Source organism: Paenibacillus sp. YAF4_2, from assembly GCF_052113225.1.
Taxonomy (GTDB): domain Bacteria; phylum Bacillota; class Bacilli; order Paenibacillales; family Paenibacillaceae; genus Pristimantibacillus.
The window spans coordinates 329,682-349,291 of the sequence record NZ_JBFRCT010000002.1; the positions used below are offsets into that span (position 1 = coordinate 329,682).

Here is a 19,610-nt window from a genome sequence, read left to right on the forward strand (position 1 = left end):
TGTATTAAGAAAGCACTTACATTCTTGTAAAAGCGCTTTCCCAACCATGGTTAAGATGAGAGGGGTAGTCGAAACATGTTAGCAAAAAAGAAAGCTGGAATGATGCTGACCGCAGGAATGGCGCTGACTTTGGCTCTGTCCGGATGTTCGTCGAACAATAACGGAGGCACTGGCGAAGCTGCGAATAACAAAGCAAATGAGCAGACTTCAGGCAGCAAGAGCGGCAAAGCTGTAGAAATTACGTTCTGGAATATGTTCGGTGGCGGGGAAGGCGATTTCGTAGATCAAATTATTAAAGGATTTAACGACTCCCAGCAAGAGGTCGTGGTGAAGCAGCTGCGGCTGGAATCAAATGAATATTACGCGAAGCTTGGCACTGCTCTTTCCTCTTCCAAAGGGCCGGATGTAGCTGTAGCCCACGTTGACCGGATTTCTCCATTCGTGAAAGCGAAGCAGCTTGTTCCGATCGATGAGCTTGCGACTAAGGTTGGCTTCGATCTTGGCCAGATCAGTTCATCGAATATGGAAAGCGTATCGTATGACGGCAAACCGTATGCTGTACCGCTGGACACCCATTTCCACATGTTTTATTACAATAAGGACATTCTCAAAAAGGCTAATCTTCTAAATGCGGATGAGACTCCTAAATTTGACACGATGAGCCCGGAAGGATACCTGAATACACTGGCACAAATTAAAACAGCTGTTCCGGATGTGCAGGCAATGGCCGTTAATACACCCTATTTCCAAGAGCCGTTCCTGAATATGTATTATGAGGCTGGCGGCGATATCCTGTCTGCGGATATGACGAAAGCAGCTATTAACAACGATAAAGCACTCAGTGTCTTGAAGTTCTATGATGAAATCTACTCGAAACAATATGCGGACATCAACGATAAGAATCCTTGGGATACGTTCAGCAATGGCAAAGCCGCATTTTGGTTTGGTGGTGTATGGGAAGCAGGCGTGCTGCTAGGTGATGCTTCGAAGCATATCGGTGCAATGCCGTTGCCTGCAATCTTTGGCAGCCAAACCCATTGGGGAAGCTCGCACACCCTTGTTATTCCTTCATATGTCTCGGCTGAGAAGCAAGAAGCAGCTGCTAAGTTTATGAAGTACTTCTCTGAAGTAGGCGGTCAGACTTGGGGGAAAGCAGGGCATGTTCCTGCGAATAGTAATGTAACCAATAGTGACGAGTATAACAAGCTGCCATATCGTTCGTTCTTTATTGAAGCACAGAAGACTGTGAAATTCGCACCACAAACCGATAATTATACAACGATTATTACGACGATTTCCGAAGTGCTGCAGAACGTTATTTTCCATAATGAATCGCCTGAAGATGGCCTGAAGGACATGGAGAAGCAAATCAACGAGATTTTGGCTAACTAACAGGCTCGCTAAGGAGAGCAAGGGCAGTGGGGGTTAAAATCTCTGCTGCCTCGGCTCCCCCTAATGAATGAACAGCAAGGAGATCGTAATATGGAGATGAAACCGATAGAGCTGCGTAAGAAAAAAATAGGAATTCAAGCGATAGCCGAACTGAAGGCTATTGTGTATATAGTGCCGTTTTTGATCCCGTTTATCATTTTCTATTTGTGGCCTGTTCTTCGAGGCGGCTGGATTAGTCTGCATGTGTGGAATATTCAAGGGATRCAGCGGTATGTGGCGTTAGACAATTATAAGCGGATCTTTGAAAACAGCGATTTTTACAAGTATTTATGGAACTCATTTTATTTTGTACTCATCTGTGCTCCAACGGTTATCGTATTAGGCCTGATTTTAGCGCTAATTATTAATCAACGGATTTGGATGAGGACGCTTATTCGTTCCGTCTATTTTCTGCCGTATGTCATGTCGGTATCGGTTATGAGCTTTATTTGGCTGAAACTGTTTGACCCGAAGAATGGACCGGTAAATGCTTTATTAGGACTGCTTGGATTGCCTCAGGATATTAATTGGCTGACCGATCACCGATTCGTATGGTGGGCCATTACCATTGCGACAGACTGGTGGACAGTAGGCTTCGTCATGGTCCTCTTTCTAGCGGGACTTCAGGAAATTCCTCAGGATCATTATGAAGCAGCTACGATTGATGGAGCGGGAGCTTGGAGCAAGTTCTGGTATATTACCTTGCCGGGATTGTCGCGAGTGATGAAAATCCAGGTTTTCTATCAAGTGATCAGCTGTTTGAAATTATTTGGTCAAGTTCAAATCATGACCGGCGGTGGTCCGGGTGATTCCACCAATACAATGATTCGTTATATTTATGTGACGGGCTTTAAGAAGGATATGTTTGGTCTTGCTTCGGCTCAGTCAATCGTATTTTGCATCATCATGCTTCTCATTGCGGTCATTCAATTTAAACTAACGGATCGAAAGAATGGAGGGGAATAACATGAACAAGTGGGCTGTTAACATCATTGCAATCGTACTGGCGATTCTATTCATATTCCCTCTCATCTGGATGCTGCTAGTCTCCTTGAAGCCGGACGGAACGAATGTGTATACGATGGCAGACTGGGTTCATTTTACCGATTTGACGTTAAGCAATTATAAGAAGGTTATTACGGGTTCCGAGATCCTAAGATGGACCTGGAACAGTGCTGTTATTGGTGTCATTACAACTCTGCTATCGATATTTCTCAGCTCTCTGGCGGCTTATTCGTTCTCCAAGCTGCCGTTTAAAAGTAAAGGTATCTTATTTATTGTTATTACTTCAGGTCTCCTTATTCCAACGGAAGCTATCCTGATTCCGCTTTATGAAACAACGCTGCATCTGAATCTGATTGACAGCAAGTGGGCAATTATCCTGCCTGGCATAACCAATCCAATCGGCATCCTGCTGCTCAAGCAGTTTATGGATGGTGTTCCGAAGGATTATATTGAAGCTGCACAAATTGATGGAAGCGGGAATTTTCGAATCTGGTGGAATATTTGCTTGCCGCTCACGAAATCAGCGATGGTCTCGGTGGGAATATTCTTTCTTATTTTATCGTGGAATAATTTCCTATGGCCATATCTCTCTATTACATCGGAAGAAAATATGATATTATCGGCAGGACTGCCTACCTTTTTATCGAATAATATTATGTCTTTAAATATGATCATGACAGCGAGCGGCATTGCGGCGATTCCAACGATTGTCGTTTTCGCACTCCTTCAGCGGCACATCGTTCAAGGTGTGGCGATGTCTGGAGTGAAAGGCTAATGACAATGAAGTCGCTGGCAAGAGTGAACCGCGTGTCCTGCAGGAGCAACGAGGAATAATGATAAAAAAGTTCGGCTGGGCGTTGCCCTCGATGAATATATGGAAGAGCAGCATACGCTACAAATGGATGCTGCTCTTATTTCTATTTTCTCTTACACCGTTAATCATAATGGGCACCATCTCCTACTCTCTCTCCAAATCAACCATTAATGAAAAGGTAACCGAGTATTCGGAGCAGCTGCTGAAGCAGACGGCAGATAATATCGATACTCGTCTTGGCATTTATAAAGATTTGATGATGCAGGTTGTCAATAACGGAGAGATTGTTCGGATGCTTCGGGACATGGATCGGGAGAGCTCCTCGAATTCCTATGATATCGACAGCTTGTCGCTTACGACGAAGCTTTCCACCATTATTGCAATTAATCAGGACATTCAATCCATATCGTTTATTTCCAAGGATCATTATATAAAAGGTATTTACCGTTGGAAGAATCGCACGCCAAAAGACGTAAGCGGTTTCTTGACGACGCTTGAGGATGGAAGCAATTTCAGATGGTTCCCAACTCGCTTTAACACGTATGTAGACAGCTTGAATACGCAGAGTGTTGATGTATTTTCGCTAGCCAAACAGATTTATAAGTCTTCTGACGACAGTCCGGTGGGCATTATTGCTGTACTGGATATTCGTGGTGAAGTGTTGAGAGAATTGGGATCGAGCTCAACGAATAACGATCGGGATATTCAAAATTTCGTCATTGACGGGCAGGGGCAAATCGTCTCTTATGGCGACAATAGCATGATTGGGAGAAATGTTAGTGAGGTGCTTGGCGAACAAGGCTATAGTCAGATTGTACACTCCGGCCAGGAGGAGTTCCGCTTTCCGCTTAATGAGCATGGGAAGAAGCTGATTGTTAATTTCAAAAAGCTGCATACCAACGACTGGATCGTTGTTAATGTCATCTCTGAATCAGTTCTATATAAGGATTCTGACCGGCTGCTTCGAATGTTCTGGATTATTGCGCTACTATGTATTGTCTTATCCATTGTGACGGCCATATTCCTGGCTAATTCAATTAGTAACCCGATCCTTAAGATGATCCGGCTGATGAGGCAGGTCATGTCGGGGGATTTGACCGTTCGATTCCGGGTAAGGAAGCATAGCGACGAATTTGATATATTAGGCAGTAACTTTAATTACATGGTCGCCAGGATTGATGAGCTGCTGAAGACTGTATACGAAGAGCAGAACCAGAAGAGAAATGCGGAACTGAAGGCGCTGCAGGCGCAGATCAATCCTCATTTTCTGTATAATACCCTTGATATCATTAAGTGGACGGCACTAATCCAGAAAGCGAATAATGCAGCGGAGATGGTTAGCCTCTTATCACGTCTGCTCCGAATTAGTTTGGACAAAGAGAAAGAAACGGTAACGGTAGAAGAGGAGATTGAGCATGTACAGTGCTATCTCGGCATTCAGAAGTTCCGTTTTCATTATAATATCGAAACCAATGTTTACGTAGAGGACGCGGTCCGCCATTTGCAGACACCTAAGCTGATCCTCCAGCCAATCGTTGAAAATGCCATTTTACATGCTTTTTCCGATTCCGAGCAGCAGGGGCAAATTGATATTACATGTGTCAGAGGTTCGGATGGAGGCATACGCTTCCAAATTTCCGATAACGGAAAAGGGATGGATCCTGCTTTTGCAAAGAGTCTTCTCAGGCATCATGAGACGGGCGAAAAGACGGGGGGAATCGGGCTCGCTAACGTTGATGAACGAATTAAGCTGATCAGCGGCAAGGCGTATGGCATCGATATTGTAAGCGAGCCGGAATCGGGCACCGTTATTACAATCCGGCTTCCTTACTTGGAATAGGAGAGATTCAGCTGATGTACAGGGTACTCATTGTGGAAGATGAATTTATCGTACGTTATGGCATTCGTTCTATGGTCGACTGGGAAAAGGCAGGAATAGAAGTGACGGGTGAAGCTGCCAATGGGAAAGAGGCATTGGAGCTCATTCACCTGAATCCGCCTGATATTCTCATCACGGATATAAAGATGCCAATTATGGACGGCATTCAGCTCATAAAAGAAGTGCGAAACAGCGGATACGCGATGAAAATTATTATTTTAAGCAATCTCGAAGAGTTTCAATATGCTCAAAAAGCGATTAGCCATGGTGTATCCGAATATTTGATCAAGTCGGATATGATGCCGCGGGACTTCGAGAAAGCGCTGATGAATGTGAAGGACTCACTAGATTCGATTGGAGGAAAAGCAACGATCGACGAGCCGGCGCGCAAGGAAAAGCTGCTGCTGGGGCTGATCGAAGGCAGTTCATATGAAGAGGGAAATCTCGAGGAAGCAGAGCTGGGTGAGCTGCACATGCCTGCTTATCTCCTGCACATTTTTATTCATTCGACAGACCGTGGATTTATTGAGAAGCAGCATGTCATTCATGAGACGATTGAACACATAGGGGGAGATCGGAAATTTGCCGTCTTTGCAGATAAGCAAGGGGAAATAAACGTTCTTTTGCCTATACCTAATCGTTCGAATGGTACTGCGGCAGAATCGGATGAACATTGGGCAAAGCAGCTGGCAAGGAGCATTTTATCCAATTTGGCGGATGGTTATGGGCTGGACTGTACGATTGGATTAAGCGGCAGAGCTAATCAATGGACGGAATTAAGTAAGGCCTATAACCAGGCTTCGGCTTCCGCCAGACAAAGATTGTTTTTAGGGATTGGACAAGTCATTGCCTATTCGGAGCTTACCACTGCAGAAGAGGAGAGCGGCACACCAATCAAGGTGAGTCAGTCGTATATTCATACTCTTCTCTATGGGCTGCAAACGAAAGAGCTGAATGAATATGTGGGCAGCCTGTTTGATCAGCTGGGCAAACGGAAGGATCCGGATCTTGTGCAGATCATATCTCTTGAGCTGCTTATGATATTAACTTCCATGTGGCCAGATGTATCCAATGATCAAGATCAAGTGCTCCATCTGAAAAAGCAATATTTTGATCAACTATCCAAGCTTGAGACGATTAAACAAAGCCGGGAGTGGTTCATCCAGGCATTCGCCGAGCTGCAGGATCATATGATTCGTATCTACAACAGTGATCGGAACAGTATTGTAAAAGCCACGCAGTATATTCAACAGCATTATCAGCAGGAGATATCTTTGCAATCGATTAGTCAATTTGTTCATTTAAGCAAAAATTATTTTGCGAATTTATTTAAGAAAGAAGTGGGAGAAAGCTTCCTGGAATATGTCACAAGAGTACGTATTGAGAAAGCAAAGGTACTTCTTGCTGGAGAGATGAAAGCTGCCGAAGTTGGACAGCTGGTTGGAATCCCAGATCCCAAATACTTCTCCAAAGTATTCAAGAAGATAACAGGAGCAACCCCATCCGAATATAGAAGCTTGGTTAAAGAGGATAAAGAAGTGTTTTGAAAAAATACGGATTCCTGAAGGTGAAAGTGTGGGGAAAAAGCTTTCTGTAAGATTGGTAAACGTGATTAGCATAGTGGTGTGTATAAGCCTATTATCAGGATGTACCGGTCCAAGTAAATCACGGAACACAAACCATAATGTTTCCGAATCGCCGGTCGAGATTCTGTTCTGGAATCCATTTGGAGGCGGTGAAGGCGACTATGTTGGACAGATCATCAAGGCCTACAACGAATCCCAACAGGGAGTTGTCGTCAGGCAGCTTAGATTGGAATCCAATGAATACTATGTTCGATTAGGCACGGCATTATCTTTTGGGAAAGGGCCTGATGTGGCCGTTGCTCATGCCGACCGGGTATCACCTTTTGTAAAAGCAAAGCAAATTATACCGCTCGACGAGCTGATGCGTCAGTCCGGATTCGATGTCAGCCCAATTGCGGAAGAGAATAGAAAAAGCGTCGCTTATGACGGCAAAACGTATGCTGTTCCGCTGGATACACATTTTCACATGCTTTATTACAACAAGGATTTGCTGGCGGAAGCCGGTATGAATGAGAGTGACGTCACCTCTATGCTGCATCAGATCACTCCAGTGGCTTTTATGGATTTCCTTACCTTGCTGCGGGACCGTCTTCCTGGTGTACAGCCGCTTGCAGTTAATACACCATATTTTCAGGAGCCCTTCCTGGATATGTATTATCAGGCTGGGGGTGAGCTGCTTACTCCCGATTTGAAACATGCGGCTGTCAACAATGATAAAGCACTGGAAGTCCTTCAATTTTTTCAGGAGCTGTATGCGAATGGTCTAAGTGATCTAAATGATAAAACGCCATGGGATACCTTCCATAATGGCAAGGCCGTATTTTGGATAGGAGGTATATGGGAGGCTGGGCATCATCTCGGAGATGCTTCACTTCATAGCGGCATTATGGAGCTGCCATCTTTATTTGGCGGGAATGAGCAATGGGGAAGCTCGCATACTCTGGTTATACCGACCTATGTGACGAAGGAGAAGCAGCTAGCGGCGATGTCCTTCATCCAGTACTTCTCTGAGGTAGGCAGCTTGACCTGGGGGGAAGCGGGTCATGTTCCGGCCAATCCAATTGTGCAAAATGATGTCCACTATCAGAATCTTCCTTACCGCAAGCTGTTTCTAGAGGCTGCAAAGCATGTGAAGCTGGCGCCGAATACAGATAAATACGCGGCCCTGTACACCGTTCTGTCAGAAGAGCTTCAGAATATCATCGCGAACCGGCTGGATCCCGTCAAAGGTCTCAAGGATCTGGAGCAAAATTTAAATGAGCTGTTAGCGAGTTGATAGCTTTAAGTTGGATTATTAATGATATTGGGAGAGATGATTAACTGGAACAACTAATTATAATCAATTTACCTATTGAACCGCGTGAAGTCCCACTATTAAGAGAGCTTGTGGGTTGGGATGGACGGCATTCTGATTATCCAGCATTATTTGAACGTTGCAATTTTTGGGCTGGTCTCAGGGATGACAAGAATGAGCTTATTGCATTTGGTTATGTCGCGGGAATGGGATTACAACATGGTTATATGGAAGATATCATTATACACCCCGAGCATCAGAGAAAAGGAATAGGTCAGGCCTTAGTAAAGAGACTACTCCAAGAGTCTGAACAAGCTGGGCTTGAAATTGTAACATTAACATACGATATAAAGCACCAAGCGTTCTATACAGACTGTGGGTTCGTTCCTTGTTCGGGAGGACTATGGAGAAAAAAGATTTAGATGTTCCATAGTTGAAAATTGTTCAATAAAAGAAATGGATAGAGGTATCGGAAATCATCCCGACCTCTATCCATTTCTTTTATTTTTTTCTCCTTACTTCGAGAAGGGGTAGGAATAGAGGAAATGTATCTCCTGGAGGAGCGAAGCGTACGCCTTTGCCAGTCGTGAAATCTCGTTGAAAACGAGTTGTTCAAAATTTCACGATGGCAACAGCGGCCGTAAGGAGATACATATCCGTCATTCCGGCAAAACTTTGCCCAATCAGTTATCCTTGGATTTCCTCTTTTCCATCATTTCTCGTTTTTCCCCATTGCATTGTACAAATCATCACTTCATCTCTTTTCCATCAATCAATCTAAATGGCGAAATCGTCAATTCCCCCTTATCAAATCCTCATCCCATTGCACATTTTGCCCATATCGACACCTCCCCTCATTCGTTAATCTGTGGATGTAGCCATTCACTACACAAATAAACGGAGGTAGGGTCATGAAAAAATGGGTAGCAGGTTCACTTAGCATCGCTTTGCTGGGAACAATGCTTGCAGCATGTTCTTCTAATAATGATAAGAACAGCTCGAGCAGCAACACGGGCAGTAACGGCAATAATTCGGCTGAACAGCCGGCAGAAGCAACAACGTATCCGATTAAGACAGATAAGACGCTTTCGTATTGGGGCGAGATTAACGGTCAATTGATTGGCGTGAAAGAATCACACAAAGATATTCCGTTCTTCCAAGACTGGCAGAAAGTGACCGGTGTACCGCTGGAGTTCACCGAACCGCCAACGGGACAAGTAAAAGAAGCCTTTAACGTAATGCTCGCTTCCGGCAAGCTGCCGGATATGGTGGAGTACAACTTCATCGGAGACTTCCCGGGTGGTCCAGAGAAAGCGATTCAAGACGGCTATATCGTGAAGTTGAATGATTTGATTGATAAATACGCACCTAACCTGAAGAAGTATCTGCAGGACAATCCGGACATCGACAAAATGGTAAAAACGGACAGCGGCAGCTACTACGCGTTCCCGTTCATCCGTGGTGACGAATATCTTCGTGTCTTCCAAGGCCCTATTATCCGCAAAGACTGGCTCGATGAGCTTGGCCTGCCGGTGCCGGAAACGATTGACGATTGGACAGCTGCTCTTACCGCGTTCAAAGAGAAGAAAGGTGCAGCAGCGCCACTTACGTTTAACAGCAAGCCACGCTTCTTTAATGATGGCGGCAACGGTGCCTTTATGGGCGCATTTGGTGTAACACGCGGCTTCTACCAAGAGGACAGCAAGGTTGTGTTTGGCCCTGAGCAAGACGGCTACAAGCAATATCTAGCATTGTTCCGTGATTGGTACTCCAAGGGTCTGATCGACAAAAACATCGCAACAGCAGACACCAAATCGGTTGACAGCAATATCGCATCCGGCTCAACGGGGGCATCGATCGGCAATGCCGGCGGCGGTATTGGCAAATGGCAGCCGCTTGTAGAAGCGAAGGATCCTAAAGCTGTTTTGGTCGGTGCACCATATCCTGTCCTGAAGAAAGGCGACACGCCAAAATTCGGCCAGCATAACACGGCGTACGCATCCGAAGGTACAGTTGCGATTACTACACAAGCGAAAGATCCAGAGCTCGCTGTCAAAATGCTCGACTACGGTTACAGCAAAGAAGGTGGATTATTCTTCAACTTTGGTACGGAAGGTGTCAGCTACAACTTGGTAAATGACTACCCGACCTACACAGATCTTCTGCTCAAGAACCCGGACAAGCTTGCTCCTGCACAAGCAATCTCGCTGTATGCACGCGGCAGCTATAATGGTCCATTCGTTCAGGACAAACGTTATGCAGAACAATTCTTCGCCCTTCAGTCCCAGCGTGATGCGGTTACAACATGGCAAAAAACAGACGCAGCGAAATACCAGCTGCCGCCAATCACGCCATCTCCGGAGGAATCTTCCGAATATGCAGCCATCATGAATGACGTCAATACACTTGTAGACGAAATGTCGCTCAAGATCATATTGGGTACTGACCCGGTTGAGGCGTTCGACAAGTATGTTGAGAAGATGAAATCGCTCAACTTGGATCGAGCGATTGAGATTCAGCAAGCAGCTCTTGACCGTTATAACAGCCGTTAATAGATAGAAGTTCGAGGAGGAGGGGGCTATGCCTTCTCCCTCTCCCTCAATATGGAGCGAGGTGAACACCAACGTGGCAAATCCGCAAATCAAGAAGAACCGAATCGTAAGCGATTTTAAGCTTAACAAACTATTGTATCTGATGATGCTTCCAGTCATCGCCTACTATATTATTTTTCACTATATTCCCATGTACGGGGCACTGATTGCATTTAAAGACTATTCGCCAATGAAGGGCATTCTGGGCAGCGATTGGGTAGGGCTAAAGCATTTTCATGATTTTTTCAACAGCTATTACTTTACACGGATCCTGAAGAATACGCTTGTCATCAGTTTATATTCGCTAATCTTTGAGTTTCCCGCACCGATTCTGCTGGCGCTGCTCATTAACGAGGTTCGCAACAAGACATTCAAACGGGTAGCCCAGACAATCACGTATATGCCTTACTTTATTTCTCTTGTCGTTATTTGCGGGATTATTACTGATTTTACGAATGGTGACGGCATTATTAATAGATTGTTTATGCTATTTGGGTATGACGGTCAAGCGATGCTGCAGAAGCCTGAGCTGTTCCGTCCGATTTATATTTTGTCAGAGATTTGGCAGCGAATTGGCTGGGAGTCAATTATTTATATCGCGGCTTTGATGAGTATCGATCAGGAGCAGTATGAAGCGGCAAGGATGGATGGCGCAAGCCGGCTGAAGCAGATTTTCTACATTACTATTCCAGGCATCCTGCCTACGATCACGATCATGTTCATCCTGCGGATGGGGAATATGCTAAACGTTGGCTTTGAGAAAATCATCCTGTTATACAACCCGGTTACGTACGATACGGCGGATGTTATCTCCTCCTTCGTATACCGGAAAGGGTTATTGGAGTTTGGCTGGAGCTACAGCTCGGCGGTTGGTTTGTTCAACTCGGTTGTGAACCTGCTCTTGCTCGTGACCGCCAATTATATCAGCCGCAAAGTGAACAAAAGCAGCTTATGGTGAGGTGAGAATAGATGCAAATAAAGGCGACCTTCTCGGAGAGAGTATTCGACGTAATTATTTACGCCGTTCTGACGATATTGATCGTATCGACGTTATACCCGCTGCTATATGTGCTGTTCGCCTCCTTCAGTAATGCAGGACAGCTTGTAGCGAACAAAGGCATTCTATGGCATCCGCTAGGATTCAGCTGGGAGGCCTACACAAGCGTATTCAAGAACCCGGGTATTACGACCGGTTATAAAAATACATTGTTCATCCTTGTGTTTGGCACGGTGCTTAATCTGATTATGACAGCGCTTGGCGCGTATGTGCTTTCCCGCAACAATGTGCTATGGAATAATCTGTTTATGGGACTCATTCTATTAACCATGTTTTTCGGAGGCGGCCTAATTCCATTATATTTAGTGGTGAAGGGAGTAGGCTTACTTAATACCTTATGGGCAACCATTATTCCGTTTGCAATCGGTACCTTTAACCTGATTATTATGCGTACGGCGTTTAAGGGTATTCCGGAGGCACTCGAAGAATCGGCCAAGATTGATGGCGCGAATCATTTCACGATTCTGTTCCGCATCATAATTCCGCTTTCCATGCCTGTTATCGCGGTTATGATCCTGTATTATGCCGTAGACAAATGGAATGGCTGGTTCTACGCGTCCATCTTTATTAGAAGCCGCGAGCTGTTCCCTTTGCAGCTGGTGCTGCGAGAAATTCTAATTGCCAACTCTACAGACAGCATGTCTTCAGGGGCTTCAGCAGGAGATCGGTTCCAGATCGGTGAAACGATCAAATATGCAACCATTATGGTTGCGACGGTACCCATTCTATGTGTCTATCCATTCGTCCAGCGTTTCTTTGTAAAAGGCGTTATGGTAGGTTCGGTTAAAGGCTAATTTCGACATTTGGGAGGCAGGATGATGCAGACTAGTTCAGAGCAACGGACACTTGACACTTCACAGATTTGGAAGCAGCTCGAAGAGAAGGTAGAGCGCATGATCATTCAAATCGGAGATAAGTCTCCGCATGTTGCGAAAGCAGACGGCATATATGATGATCAGAAGATTGACTGGTGGACCTCGGGCTTTTGGCCGGGCATTCTCTGGCTGATGAACGAAGTGAGCGGTAAGGAGGAATATAAGACGTCAGCTTGGAATTGGGATGCGCGGCTTGAAGCACAGATGCTTGTACCCAATTCCTTCGATCATGATGTAGGCTTTCATTTCCTACCTACGGCGGTTGCGAAATACCGGATTACCGGTGATCAAGATGCTCGGCGCCGTGGTTTGTTTGCTGCCAACTTTATGACCGGCCGGTTCAATCTGAACGGCAGATTTATCCGTGCCTGGAATGGTGATATGCATGGGTGGTCGATTATCGATACTTGTATGAATCTATCTCTCTTGTACTGGGCATCGACAGAAAGCGGAGATCCACGATTTGCGCATATCGCCAGCGCACATGCCGATACCGTGCTCCGTCATTTTATCAGGGAAGACGGCTCCGTCAATCATATTGTCTGCTTTGATCCTGAAACCGGCGAACTCGACCAGGTGCGCGGTGGCCAAGGGGCAGCACCAAATTCGGGCTGGAGCCGCGGCGCTTCTTGGGCGTTATACGGTATGGCGAATACATACCGTTATACGGGCAATATTGAATACTTGCGGGCTGCGCAGCGTGTTGCCCATTACTTCATTGCAAATTTGCCAGAAGATCATGTTCCGCATTGGGATTTCCGGGCATCGGAGCAAATGGATGAAGAGCCGCGGGATACCTCAGCTGGTGCGATTGCAGCATCGGGTCTGATCGAGCTGGCTGCTCTTCTGACAGAGAAGGAAGGGCGCGTATACCGCGAAGCAGCGGAGCGGATTCTGGGATCGCTTTATGCTAACTACGGTACATGGGATGAACCATCGCATGAGGCCATTTTAAAGCATGGCACCGGACATAAACCAGCCGGACAAAATGTCGATGTATCGCTCATCTACGGAGACTATTTCTTCGTTGAGGCGATTGCCAAATTAAACGGCTGGAAACAGCGCATGTTCTAATCAGCTTTATAGATATCCTAACAAATAGCTCGAATGGAGGAATCCAATCGGGCTATTTGTGCTGTTTTAGGGTGGAAATATCGGTCAGTTGAGCTATCGTCAATTGTTTTGAACATATTGTTACTTCCGAATGTGCCTTTTCTATGCTTATAATAAGGGTCTAAAGCTAAGGCGAGGAGATTTCGGCTTGAACATTCGATCCATATGGCAGAAACGGAAGAGCATCATTGTGACCTGGCTCATTTCCTATTGTGCGGTATTATTTGTACCTATCCTAATCAGCTTAATTGTATATTCACAGTCGAGTGCAGCCCTTCGGAGCGAAATTCATCGCGCCAATGATTCGCTGCTCAAACAAGTTGGCTATACCATCGACAATCAGGTTGATCAGATGAAACGGCTGACGATGGAGCTGACCTGGAATGCCAGGCTGCAAACCTTAATGTACTCGAACAGGTCCGAAGCGGATGTGCAATTCGATGCATACCAGCTCGTGAAGGAATTTCAAACCTATCAATCCTCCTATGCATCCATAGATGAATTTTACGTGACGTGGGAGCGGGAGCATGCGGTCTTGCGCTCTGGCAACGTCCGGGATATGAAGACGGCGTTCGCAACCTTACATGAGACGGGACAGATGAATTATGACGGATGGGTGAAAGCCATTGAGGGCTCCGAGCATAATCAATTTACGGTACTGCCGCATACCGATGCACGCTTGACTCAGACCGCCATTGCTTATATCACTCACTTGCCGAAGGATTTGAACAGCAGGAAGGCTGGTACGGTAGTTGTTATGACGGATCTGGCGAGATTCCAAGATGCAATAGAAAACATTTCGGGCTATAGCGGCGGTTATGTCCTCATCTTGAATCGCAATAATGAGGTGCTGCTGTCGAATCTGCCGAAGAAGCAGGGCGAAGAGGCTGTTCTGCAAAAGGTAATGAGCGGTGGTAAAGAGATGCCAACCTCAATGAAATCGGGTGATTCGGAAATCTTCTACTTGCAATCCTCCGTGTCGGACCTCAAGTATGCGCTTGTTATTCCAAGCAGTATTTATTGGCAGAAAGCTGAATATGTGCGCAAGCTTACCTTAGTAAGTATTCTAATTAGCGTGATGGGTGCAGGGGTGCTCACGTGGTTCTTCATGCGTCGCAATTATTCGCCTATTCAGAAGCTGGTGCAATCGTTATCGGATAAAAATACAACCGATGAGCATACCGAATGGAATGAGCTTAGCTTTATTCAACGGGCCATCAGCCGGACGCGAAGCGAGAAGGACAATATTGCGATGCAGCTTCAGATGCACCATAATGTCCTGCGGTCGAATATGCTGAGCAGGCTGCTCAAAGGGCGGTTGGATTCTCCTATTCCATACGAAGAAGCTTTCAAGACCTATCGGATGGAGCAAATCTCAGAGGATTACGCGGTTATTTTATTTGTGATCGAGAATGATGAAAGCCTTTACGAGAAGCTGCCGGGCATCGACGATAATGACCGCAGAAGATTCCTCCAGTTCATCATCAGTAACGTCGTGGAGGAACTCGCAGGACGATATAAACATGCAGGTTATGTGGCAGAAGTGGATGATATGATGGTCTGTCTCGTTAATTTATCTGCGGAAGATAAGGGTGACGGCGATTATAAGAAGGATCTGCATGAGATCGCGACGGAAGCTCAGCGCTTCTTGAAGCGTTATGATATGGACCTTACGGTTGCGATTGGCGGCAAGCATAGCTTATTACCGGGTATTGCTGCAGCCTACAATGAAGCGGTAGATGCGATGGAATATAAAATGGTGCTTGGCAAAAAAGGCATCATTACGTATGACGAGATTCGTACGATGCCTTCGGAGGACGTCCAATTCGGCTATTATTATCCGCTGCAGGCTGAGCAGCAGCTGATTAATCTGATTAAGGTTGGCGACTTTGAACAAGCCTCCGACTTCATGAATGAGATTACGGAACGTAACTTCCATAAGCCGGTGATGTCGTTAACGCTGGCCAAATGCTTTATGTTTAATCTGGTGGGGACGATGGTGAAGGCTATTAATGAACTGGGTAATGGAGAGGGAAGTGTGCTGAACGATAATCCGAAATGGATGGACAGTATTCTCGCCTGTGATACGGTTCAAGAGATGCAGCAGGAGCTTCATTCTTTACTAAAGGATGTATGCGCTTTCGCTTCAACTAGGCTGGAATCAAATGTTACCCATGAGCGTGCGGAGTCACTGCGGGATCTAACGGCACGTGTTGCTGGATATATTGAAGAGAATTTTAGTGATTCGAATATGAACGTGAATACGATCGGAGAGTATTTTGATCTGAAGGGCAGTTATTTGTCCAAGCTGTTTAAGACGCAGACGGGAGAAGGTATGCTCGATTATCTTCATAAGTATCGGATTCAGCAGGCAAAGCGCCGGATGACTGAAAATCAAGAATCCGTTAATGAGGTGTCAAAGGCTGTTGGTTATAATGATGCTGCGACCTTTATCCGTGTATTCAAAAAGTATGAAGGAATTACACCAGGCAAATACAAAGAAATGAATTAGCGGGTAGGAGGCTAATAAGATGATGAAACACCACATAATGACGATCCTCCTGATCGCAGTCTTCACGATAACTAGTCTGACCGGCTGCAAGCAATCGAATAACGAAGGACAACAGCCCGAAGCAGGGAATTCCACTCAAACAAAAGAAGGACATACGCTTACCTACTGGGCTGAATTAAACGGAAATGCTGCCAGCGTTAAGCCAAGCTTTCAGGATGTGCCTTTCTTCCAGGAATGGCAGAAGCGAACAGGCGTTAATCTGAAATTTATTCAGCCTCCTGCGAACCAAGCTAAGCAGGCACTAAACATCATGCTGGCTTCAGGAGAATTACCGGATATGATCGAATATGAATGGGCATCTTTCCCCGGCGGTCCGGAGAAGGCGATTAATGATGGATATATTCTGAAGCTGAATGATTTAATCGACCATTATGCTCCCAATCTGAAACGGTATTTACAGGAGCATCCGGATATCGATAAGCAGATTAAGACCGCAGACGGCAGCTATTATGTTTTCCCCTTTATACAAGGGGATGCTAGGCTTAGAACTTATCAGGGTCCGATTATCCGTAAGGATTGGCTGGATGAGCTTGGCTTGTCTGTTCCGGTTACAATAGATGACTGGCACAACGTGCTGAAAGCCTTTAAGGAGAGTAAAGGGGTCAAGGCGCCATTAACCTTCCTTAGTACACCTAGCCCGTTGTTTGGTATTGAGAACGGTGCCTTTGTTGGAGCTTTTGGTATCAAGAAAGGCTTCTATTTGAAAGATGGTCAAGTCCAATTTGGTCCCATGCAACCAAGCTATAAGCAGTTTCTATCCTTGTTCCGTCAATGGTATAAGGAAGGTTTGATTGACCGGAATATTGCAACGGTGGATACACGAACGATCGACTCCAGCATGTTGACTGGAAGAAGTGGGGCAAGTATCTGGAATGCAGGCTCCGGTATCGGAACCTGGCTGCCTTTAATTAAGGAGAAAGACCCGAAGGCGGAGTTCGTTGCTGCGCCATATCCGGTGCTTCATGAAGGGGATCGGCCGATGTTTGGGCAGAGAGTGAATCCTTACATGAGCAGTGGAGGAGTTGCAATCTCCGCGAAGAGCAGCAACGCCGTGGAAGCTGTAAAAATGCTGGATTATGGATATGGTGAGGAAGGGCATTTGCTCTTCAACTTCGGCATCGAAGGCGTCAGCTATAAAATGGAGGATGGCAAACCGACTTACACAGATCTTATTTTGCACAATCCGAATAAGCTTGCCCCTTCTCAAGCGATCGCCATGTACAGCAGAGCCAGCTATTTTGGCCCGTTTGTACAAGATGTTGCTTATATGGAGCAATATTATATGCTGCAGGAGCAGAAGGACGCCGTGGACATCTGGGCGAATACAGACGCGGACAAATATATGCTGCCTCCAGTTCAGAAGACGGAGCGGGAAAGTGCAGAGTTCTCAGCGATTATGCAGGATGTGACAACGCTTGTAGACGAGATGTCGCTTCGAATCATTATTGGTATTGATCCGCTGGATTCCTTCGATGACTATGTCACCCAGCTAAAAGCATTAAACATCGATCGTGCTATTGCGATCCAGAAGGCTGCTCTAGACCGTTATAATGCACATTAGCCCTTTTCATAGAATAGCAAACAAATGAACATACCACTTGTCCCTTATCTGCATAAGATAGATAGATTAAATGGCAGAAAGGGGTGGCGAGAATTGCAGTTAGTCATGGTATGCTCGGTTAGCGGCATAGTCGGCTCTATGATTACTTTTGCATTCGGTGGTTGGATGGAATCTCTCACATTGTTAGTAGTTGCAATGGGCATTGATTATGTATCTGGTATTACTGCATCGATTAAAGAAGGAAGAGGTCTAAACAGCTTCTTCGGTGCTTGGGGTCTAGCGCGCAAGGGAATGATGCTTCTCGTCATTCTTCTAGCACATCGGATTGATATTTTGCTTGAATTGGATAATGTTACGATGGGGGCAGCTATTTATTTCTATATTGCGAATGAATTGATTTCCATAATAGAGAACTATGGTCGAATCGGCCTGCCGCTCCCAGACCGGCTCCGCAAAATCATTGAAGTGCTGAAGGATAAAGGAAAGTAAGTTTTAGGGTTGCATCGTCCAAGCTGTGTTCGCTATAATGAGAACAAGTGTTCGATTTATAGGGGGCGGTTATTTTTGGCTATCCGGCATACAGACTTGCAGGAACGAGTGAGCAATACTCCAACAGATGAAGATATGGCGCTTGTACAGCGTCATATCCTGCTTGGAATTGTGATGCTCATATTGGATCATGATATAAGGGTGATGGGGACAGGCTCCATTAAGCTTCCAAGACTGTATGAATCATTGCTTCGAGGTGTACAGGACCGGGTATTGCTTGATCAGGCTGCGCTTCGGATCAAGTTTAGAGAAGCTGGTATTAAGCCTGTTGAGGAGCGGAGGCAGAAGGATGGCCTCGACACATTCTATATGTGCCGCGGGAGCAGACATCATTGTTACCTGCCTTGGAGTTATTTGAAGGTAGAATCTGAGCAAATGATAAAGCAATACTTCAATGCATAAGACACAAAAAGTTCATTGATTTGTCATATTCGGGAAAAAACTTTTCCTAATTCTGCAGTTTAAGGTTGAGAACTTCGGACGATCTTATGTAATATAAGAACTAAACACTAAGACATTTAGATCGCAAAGGGGAGCACGTAGCAATGCACAAATGGATCATGTTCGTACTATTATCAGCGGCCTCTCTTCTGGGGGTATACTTGCTGACATTCGGCCTCCCAGCTAAGCCGGTAGACGAATCAGCTTCACTTCCTGAAGGTACTGTACTAGTTAAGGTTGAGGCGAACAGCGACTTTACTTATGGCGAAGCGGAATACAAAGTTAAAGTTGGCGACAAAGTTATTCTTAAGCTGCAAAATAAAAGTGGTATTCACGGTTTGAAAATCGAAGAACTGAACGTTGATTTGGAAGGCGACAATCTCGAGACAAACCTCGAATTTGACAAGCCAGGTGAATATGTCATGCATTGCTCCGTACCTTGCGGTGTAGGCCACGTTGACATGAAATCAAAGCTTATTGTAGAAGCGGCATAATGAACGATGTAACAGAAACGATGTAACAGAAAGAGGAGCCTCGCGGCTCCTCTTTCGATTTGTTAAGCTTCTCGGCGGTCGCGGCTTCTGCCACGTTCGATCAGTTTGTCTGCAATGAATCCAAGCAGCGCCCAGGATGCAACCGTCAGAATATACATCAGCAGGACGTTAACATCATGGATATCAACGAACAAGTCTACGACCCAAGCTGGTATACTGAACATGAAGAATACGAAATTATGCGGGTCGTAGCCGGTTGAATTATAGACACATAGTGCAAGTCCTATGAGAGTGGCGACAAATGTAACGGGATAGCGCATAACGTACCGATCCTTTCTCAGGCTAATG

General features: G+C 45.6%; 17 protein-coding genes. 16 read left to right on the forward strand and 1 reads right to left on the reverse strand.

The genetic code is table 11. The features are described 5' to 3' along the window. The first annotated feature begins 75 nt into the window (after positions 1 to 75). The 16 genes from AB4Y93_RS05500 to AB4Y93_RS05575 all read left to right on the forward strand — a co-directional run bounded on the left by AB4Y93_RS05500 (position 76) and on the right by AB4Y93_RS05575 (position 19,262). A complete protein-coding gene (locus AB4Y93_RS05500; RefSeq protein ID WP_441889785.1) occupies positions 76 to 1,392 on the forward strand; it encodes an ABC transporter substrate-binding protein in 1,317 nt (438 codons plus the stop codon). Positions 1,393 to 1,482: 90 nt separating this feature from the next. Next, positions 1,483 to 2,397 (forward strand): carbohydrate ABC transporter permease, encoded by a 915-nt coding sequence (locus tag AB4Y93_RS05505; protein WP_441889787.1) that lies wholly within the window; start codon positions 1,483 to 1,485, stop codon positions 2,395 to 2,397. Between the two features lies 1 nt (position 2,398). Continuing rightward, positions 2,399 to 3,211, forward strand: a complete 813-nt coding sequence (locus AB4Y93_RS05510) for a carbohydrate ABC transporter permease (protein WP_441889789.1) — start codon at positions 2,399 to 2,401, stop codon at positions 3,209 to 3,211. Positions 3,212 to 3,269: 58 nt separating this feature from the next. Continuing rightward, positions 3,270 to 5,090, forward strand: coding sequence for a cache domain-containing sensor histidine kinase (locus AB4Y93_RS05515; protein WP_441889791.1), 1,821 nt, complete (start codon positions 3,270 to 3,272; stop codon positions 5,088 to 5,090). A gap of 14 nt (positions 5,091 to 5,104) precedes the next feature. After that, the gene (locus AB4Y93_RS05520) at positions 5,105 to 6,676 is read left to right on the forward strand and encodes a response regulator transcription factor (protein WP_441889793.1); all 1,572 of its coding nucleotides are present in this window, start codon (positions 5,105 to 5,107) and stop codon (positions 6,674 to 6,676) included. A 61-nt stretch (positions 6,677 to 6,737) separates the two neighbouring features. Then, on the forward strand, positions 6,738 to 7,991 hold the full coding sequence (locus tag AB4Y93_RS05525; protein ID WP_441889795.1) for an ABC transporter substrate-binding protein: 1,254 nt from the start codon (positions 6,738 to 6,740) through the stop codon (positions 7,989 to 7,991). 110 nt (positions 7,992 to 8,101) lie between these two features. Continuing rightward, a complete protein-coding gene (locus AB4Y93_RS05530) occupies positions 8,102 to 8,431 on the forward strand; it encodes a GNAT family N-acetyltransferase (protein WP_441889797.1) in 330 nt (109 codons plus the stop codon). A gap of 489 nt (positions 8,432 to 8,920) precedes the next feature. Next, positions 8,921 to 10,561 (forward strand): extracellular solute-binding protein, encoded by a 1,641-nt coding sequence (locus AB4Y93_RS05535; protein ID WP_441889799.1) that lies wholly within the window; start codon positions 8,921 to 8,923, stop codon positions 10,559 to 10,561. Positions 10,562 to 10,703: 142 nt separating this feature from the next. Next, the gene (locus tag AB4Y93_RS05540; protein WP_441890510.1) at positions 10,704 to 11,558 is read left to right on the forward strand and encodes an ABC transporter permease; all 855 of its coding nucleotides are present in this window, start codon (positions 10,704 to 10,706) and stop codon (positions 11,556 to 11,558) included. 11 nt (positions 11,559 to 11,569) lie between these two features. Continuing rightward, the gene (locus AB4Y93_RS05545) at positions 11,570 to 12,451 is read left to right on the forward strand and encodes a carbohydrate ABC transporter permease (protein ID WP_167279993.1); all 882 of its coding nucleotides are present in this window, start codon (positions 11,570 to 11,572) and stop codon (positions 12,449 to 12,451) included. Between the two features lie 24 nt (positions 12,452 to 12,475). Continuing rightward, positions 12,476 to 13,606: a glycoside hydrolase family 88 protein gene (locus AB4Y93_RS05550; RefSeq protein ID WP_441890512.1), complete on the forward strand. Its 1,131-nt coding sequence runs from the start codon at positions 12,476 to 12,478 to the stop codon at positions 13,604 to 13,606. 187 nt (positions 13,607 to 13,793) lie between these two features. Further along, positions 13,794 to 16,157, forward strand: a complete 2,364-nt coding sequence (locus tag AB4Y93_RS05555) for a helix-turn-helix domain-containing protein (RefSeq protein ID WP_441889801.1) — start codon at positions 13,794 to 13,796, stop codon at positions 16,155 to 16,157. A 19-nt stretch (positions 16,158 to 16,176) separates the two neighbouring features. Next, the gene (locus tag AB4Y93_RS05560) at positions 16,177 to 17,778 is read left to right on the forward strand and encodes an extracellular solute-binding protein (RefSeq protein WP_441889803.1); all 1,602 of its coding nucleotides are present in this window, start codon (positions 16,177 to 16,179) and stop codon (positions 17,776 to 17,778) included. Positions 17,779 to 17,871: 93 nt separating this feature from the next. Then, the gene (locus tag AB4Y93_RS05565; protein WP_441889805.1) at positions 17,872 to 18,267 is read left to right on the forward strand and encodes a phage holin family protein; all 396 of its coding nucleotides are present in this window, start codon (positions 17,872 to 17,874) and stop codon (positions 18,265 to 18,267) included. Positions 18,268 to 18,342: 75 nt separating this feature from the next. After that, positions 18,343 to 18,729: a hypothetical protein gene (locus AB4Y93_RS05570; RefSeq protein WP_441889807.1), complete on the forward strand. Its 387-nt coding sequence runs from the start codon at positions 18,343 to 18,345 to the stop codon at positions 18,727 to 18,729. Positions 18,730 to 18,872: 143 nt separating this feature from the next. Beyond that, positions 18,873 to 19,262, forward strand: a complete 390-nt coding sequence (locus AB4Y93_RS05575; RefSeq protein ID WP_441889809.1) for a cytochrome C oxidase subunit II — start codon at positions 18,873 to 18,875, stop codon at positions 19,260 to 19,262. 62 nt (positions 19,263 to 19,324) lie between these two features. Here the strand turns inward: AB4Y93_RS05575 and AB4Y93_RS05580 are convergent, their stop codons facing one another. After that, the gene (locus AB4Y93_RS05580) at positions 19,325 to 19,582 is read right to left on the reverse strand and encodes a hypothetical protein (RefSeq protein ID WP_441889811.1); all 258 of its coding nucleotides are present in this window, start codon (positions 19,580 to 19,582) and stop codon (positions 19,325 to 19,327) included. Positions 19,583 to 19,610 lie beyond the last annotated feature (28 nt).

Excerpts from the sequence above, each read along its gene's own strand:
- AB4Y93_RS05575 (WP_441889809.1), top strand. The coding sequence starts at position 18,873 with ATGCACAAATGGATCATGTTCGTACTATTATCAGCGGCCTCTCTTCTG.
- AB4Y93_RS05500 (WP_441889785.1), top strand. The coding sequence starts at position 76 with ATGTTAGCAAAAAAGAAAGCTGGAATGATGCTGACCGCAGGAATGGCG.
- AB4Y93_RS05550 (WP_441890512.1), top strand. The coding sequence starts at position 12,476 with ATGCAGACTAGTTCAGAGCAACGGACACTTGACACTTCACAGATTTGG.
- AB4Y93_RS05520 (WP_441889793.1), top strand. The coding sequence starts at position 5,105 with ATGTACAGGGTACTCATTGTGGAAGATGAATTTATCGTACGTTATGGC.
- AB4Y93_RS05560 (WP_441889803.1), top strand. The coding sequence starts at position 16,177 with ATGATGAAACACCACATAATGACGATCCTCCTGATCGCAGTCTTCACG.
- AB4Y93_RS05535 (WP_441889799.1), top strand. The coding sequence starts at position 8,921 with ATGAAAAAATGGGTAGCAGGTTCACTTAGCATCGCTTTGCTGGGAACA.
- AB4Y93_RS05540 (WP_441890510.1), top strand. The coding sequence starts at position 10,704 with ATGATGCTTCCAGTCATCGCCTACTATATTATTTTTCACTATATTCCC.
- AB4Y93_RS05580 (WP_441889811.1), bottom strand. The coding sequence starts at position 19,582 with ATGCGCTATCCCGTTACATTTGTCGCCACTCTCATAGGACTTGCACTA.
- AB4Y93_RS05545 (WP_167279993.1), top strand. The coding sequence starts at position 11,570 with ATGCAAATAAAGGCGACCTTCTCGGAGAGAGTATTCGACGTAATTATT.
- AB4Y93_RS05510 (WP_441889789.1), top strand. The coding sequence starts at position 2,399 with ATGAACAAGTGGGCTGTTAACATCATTGCAATCGTACTGGCGATTCTA.
- AB4Y93_RS05515 (WP_441889791.1), top strand. The coding sequence starts at position 3,270 with ATGATAAAAAAGTTCGGCTGGGCGTTGCCCTCGATGAATATATGGAAG.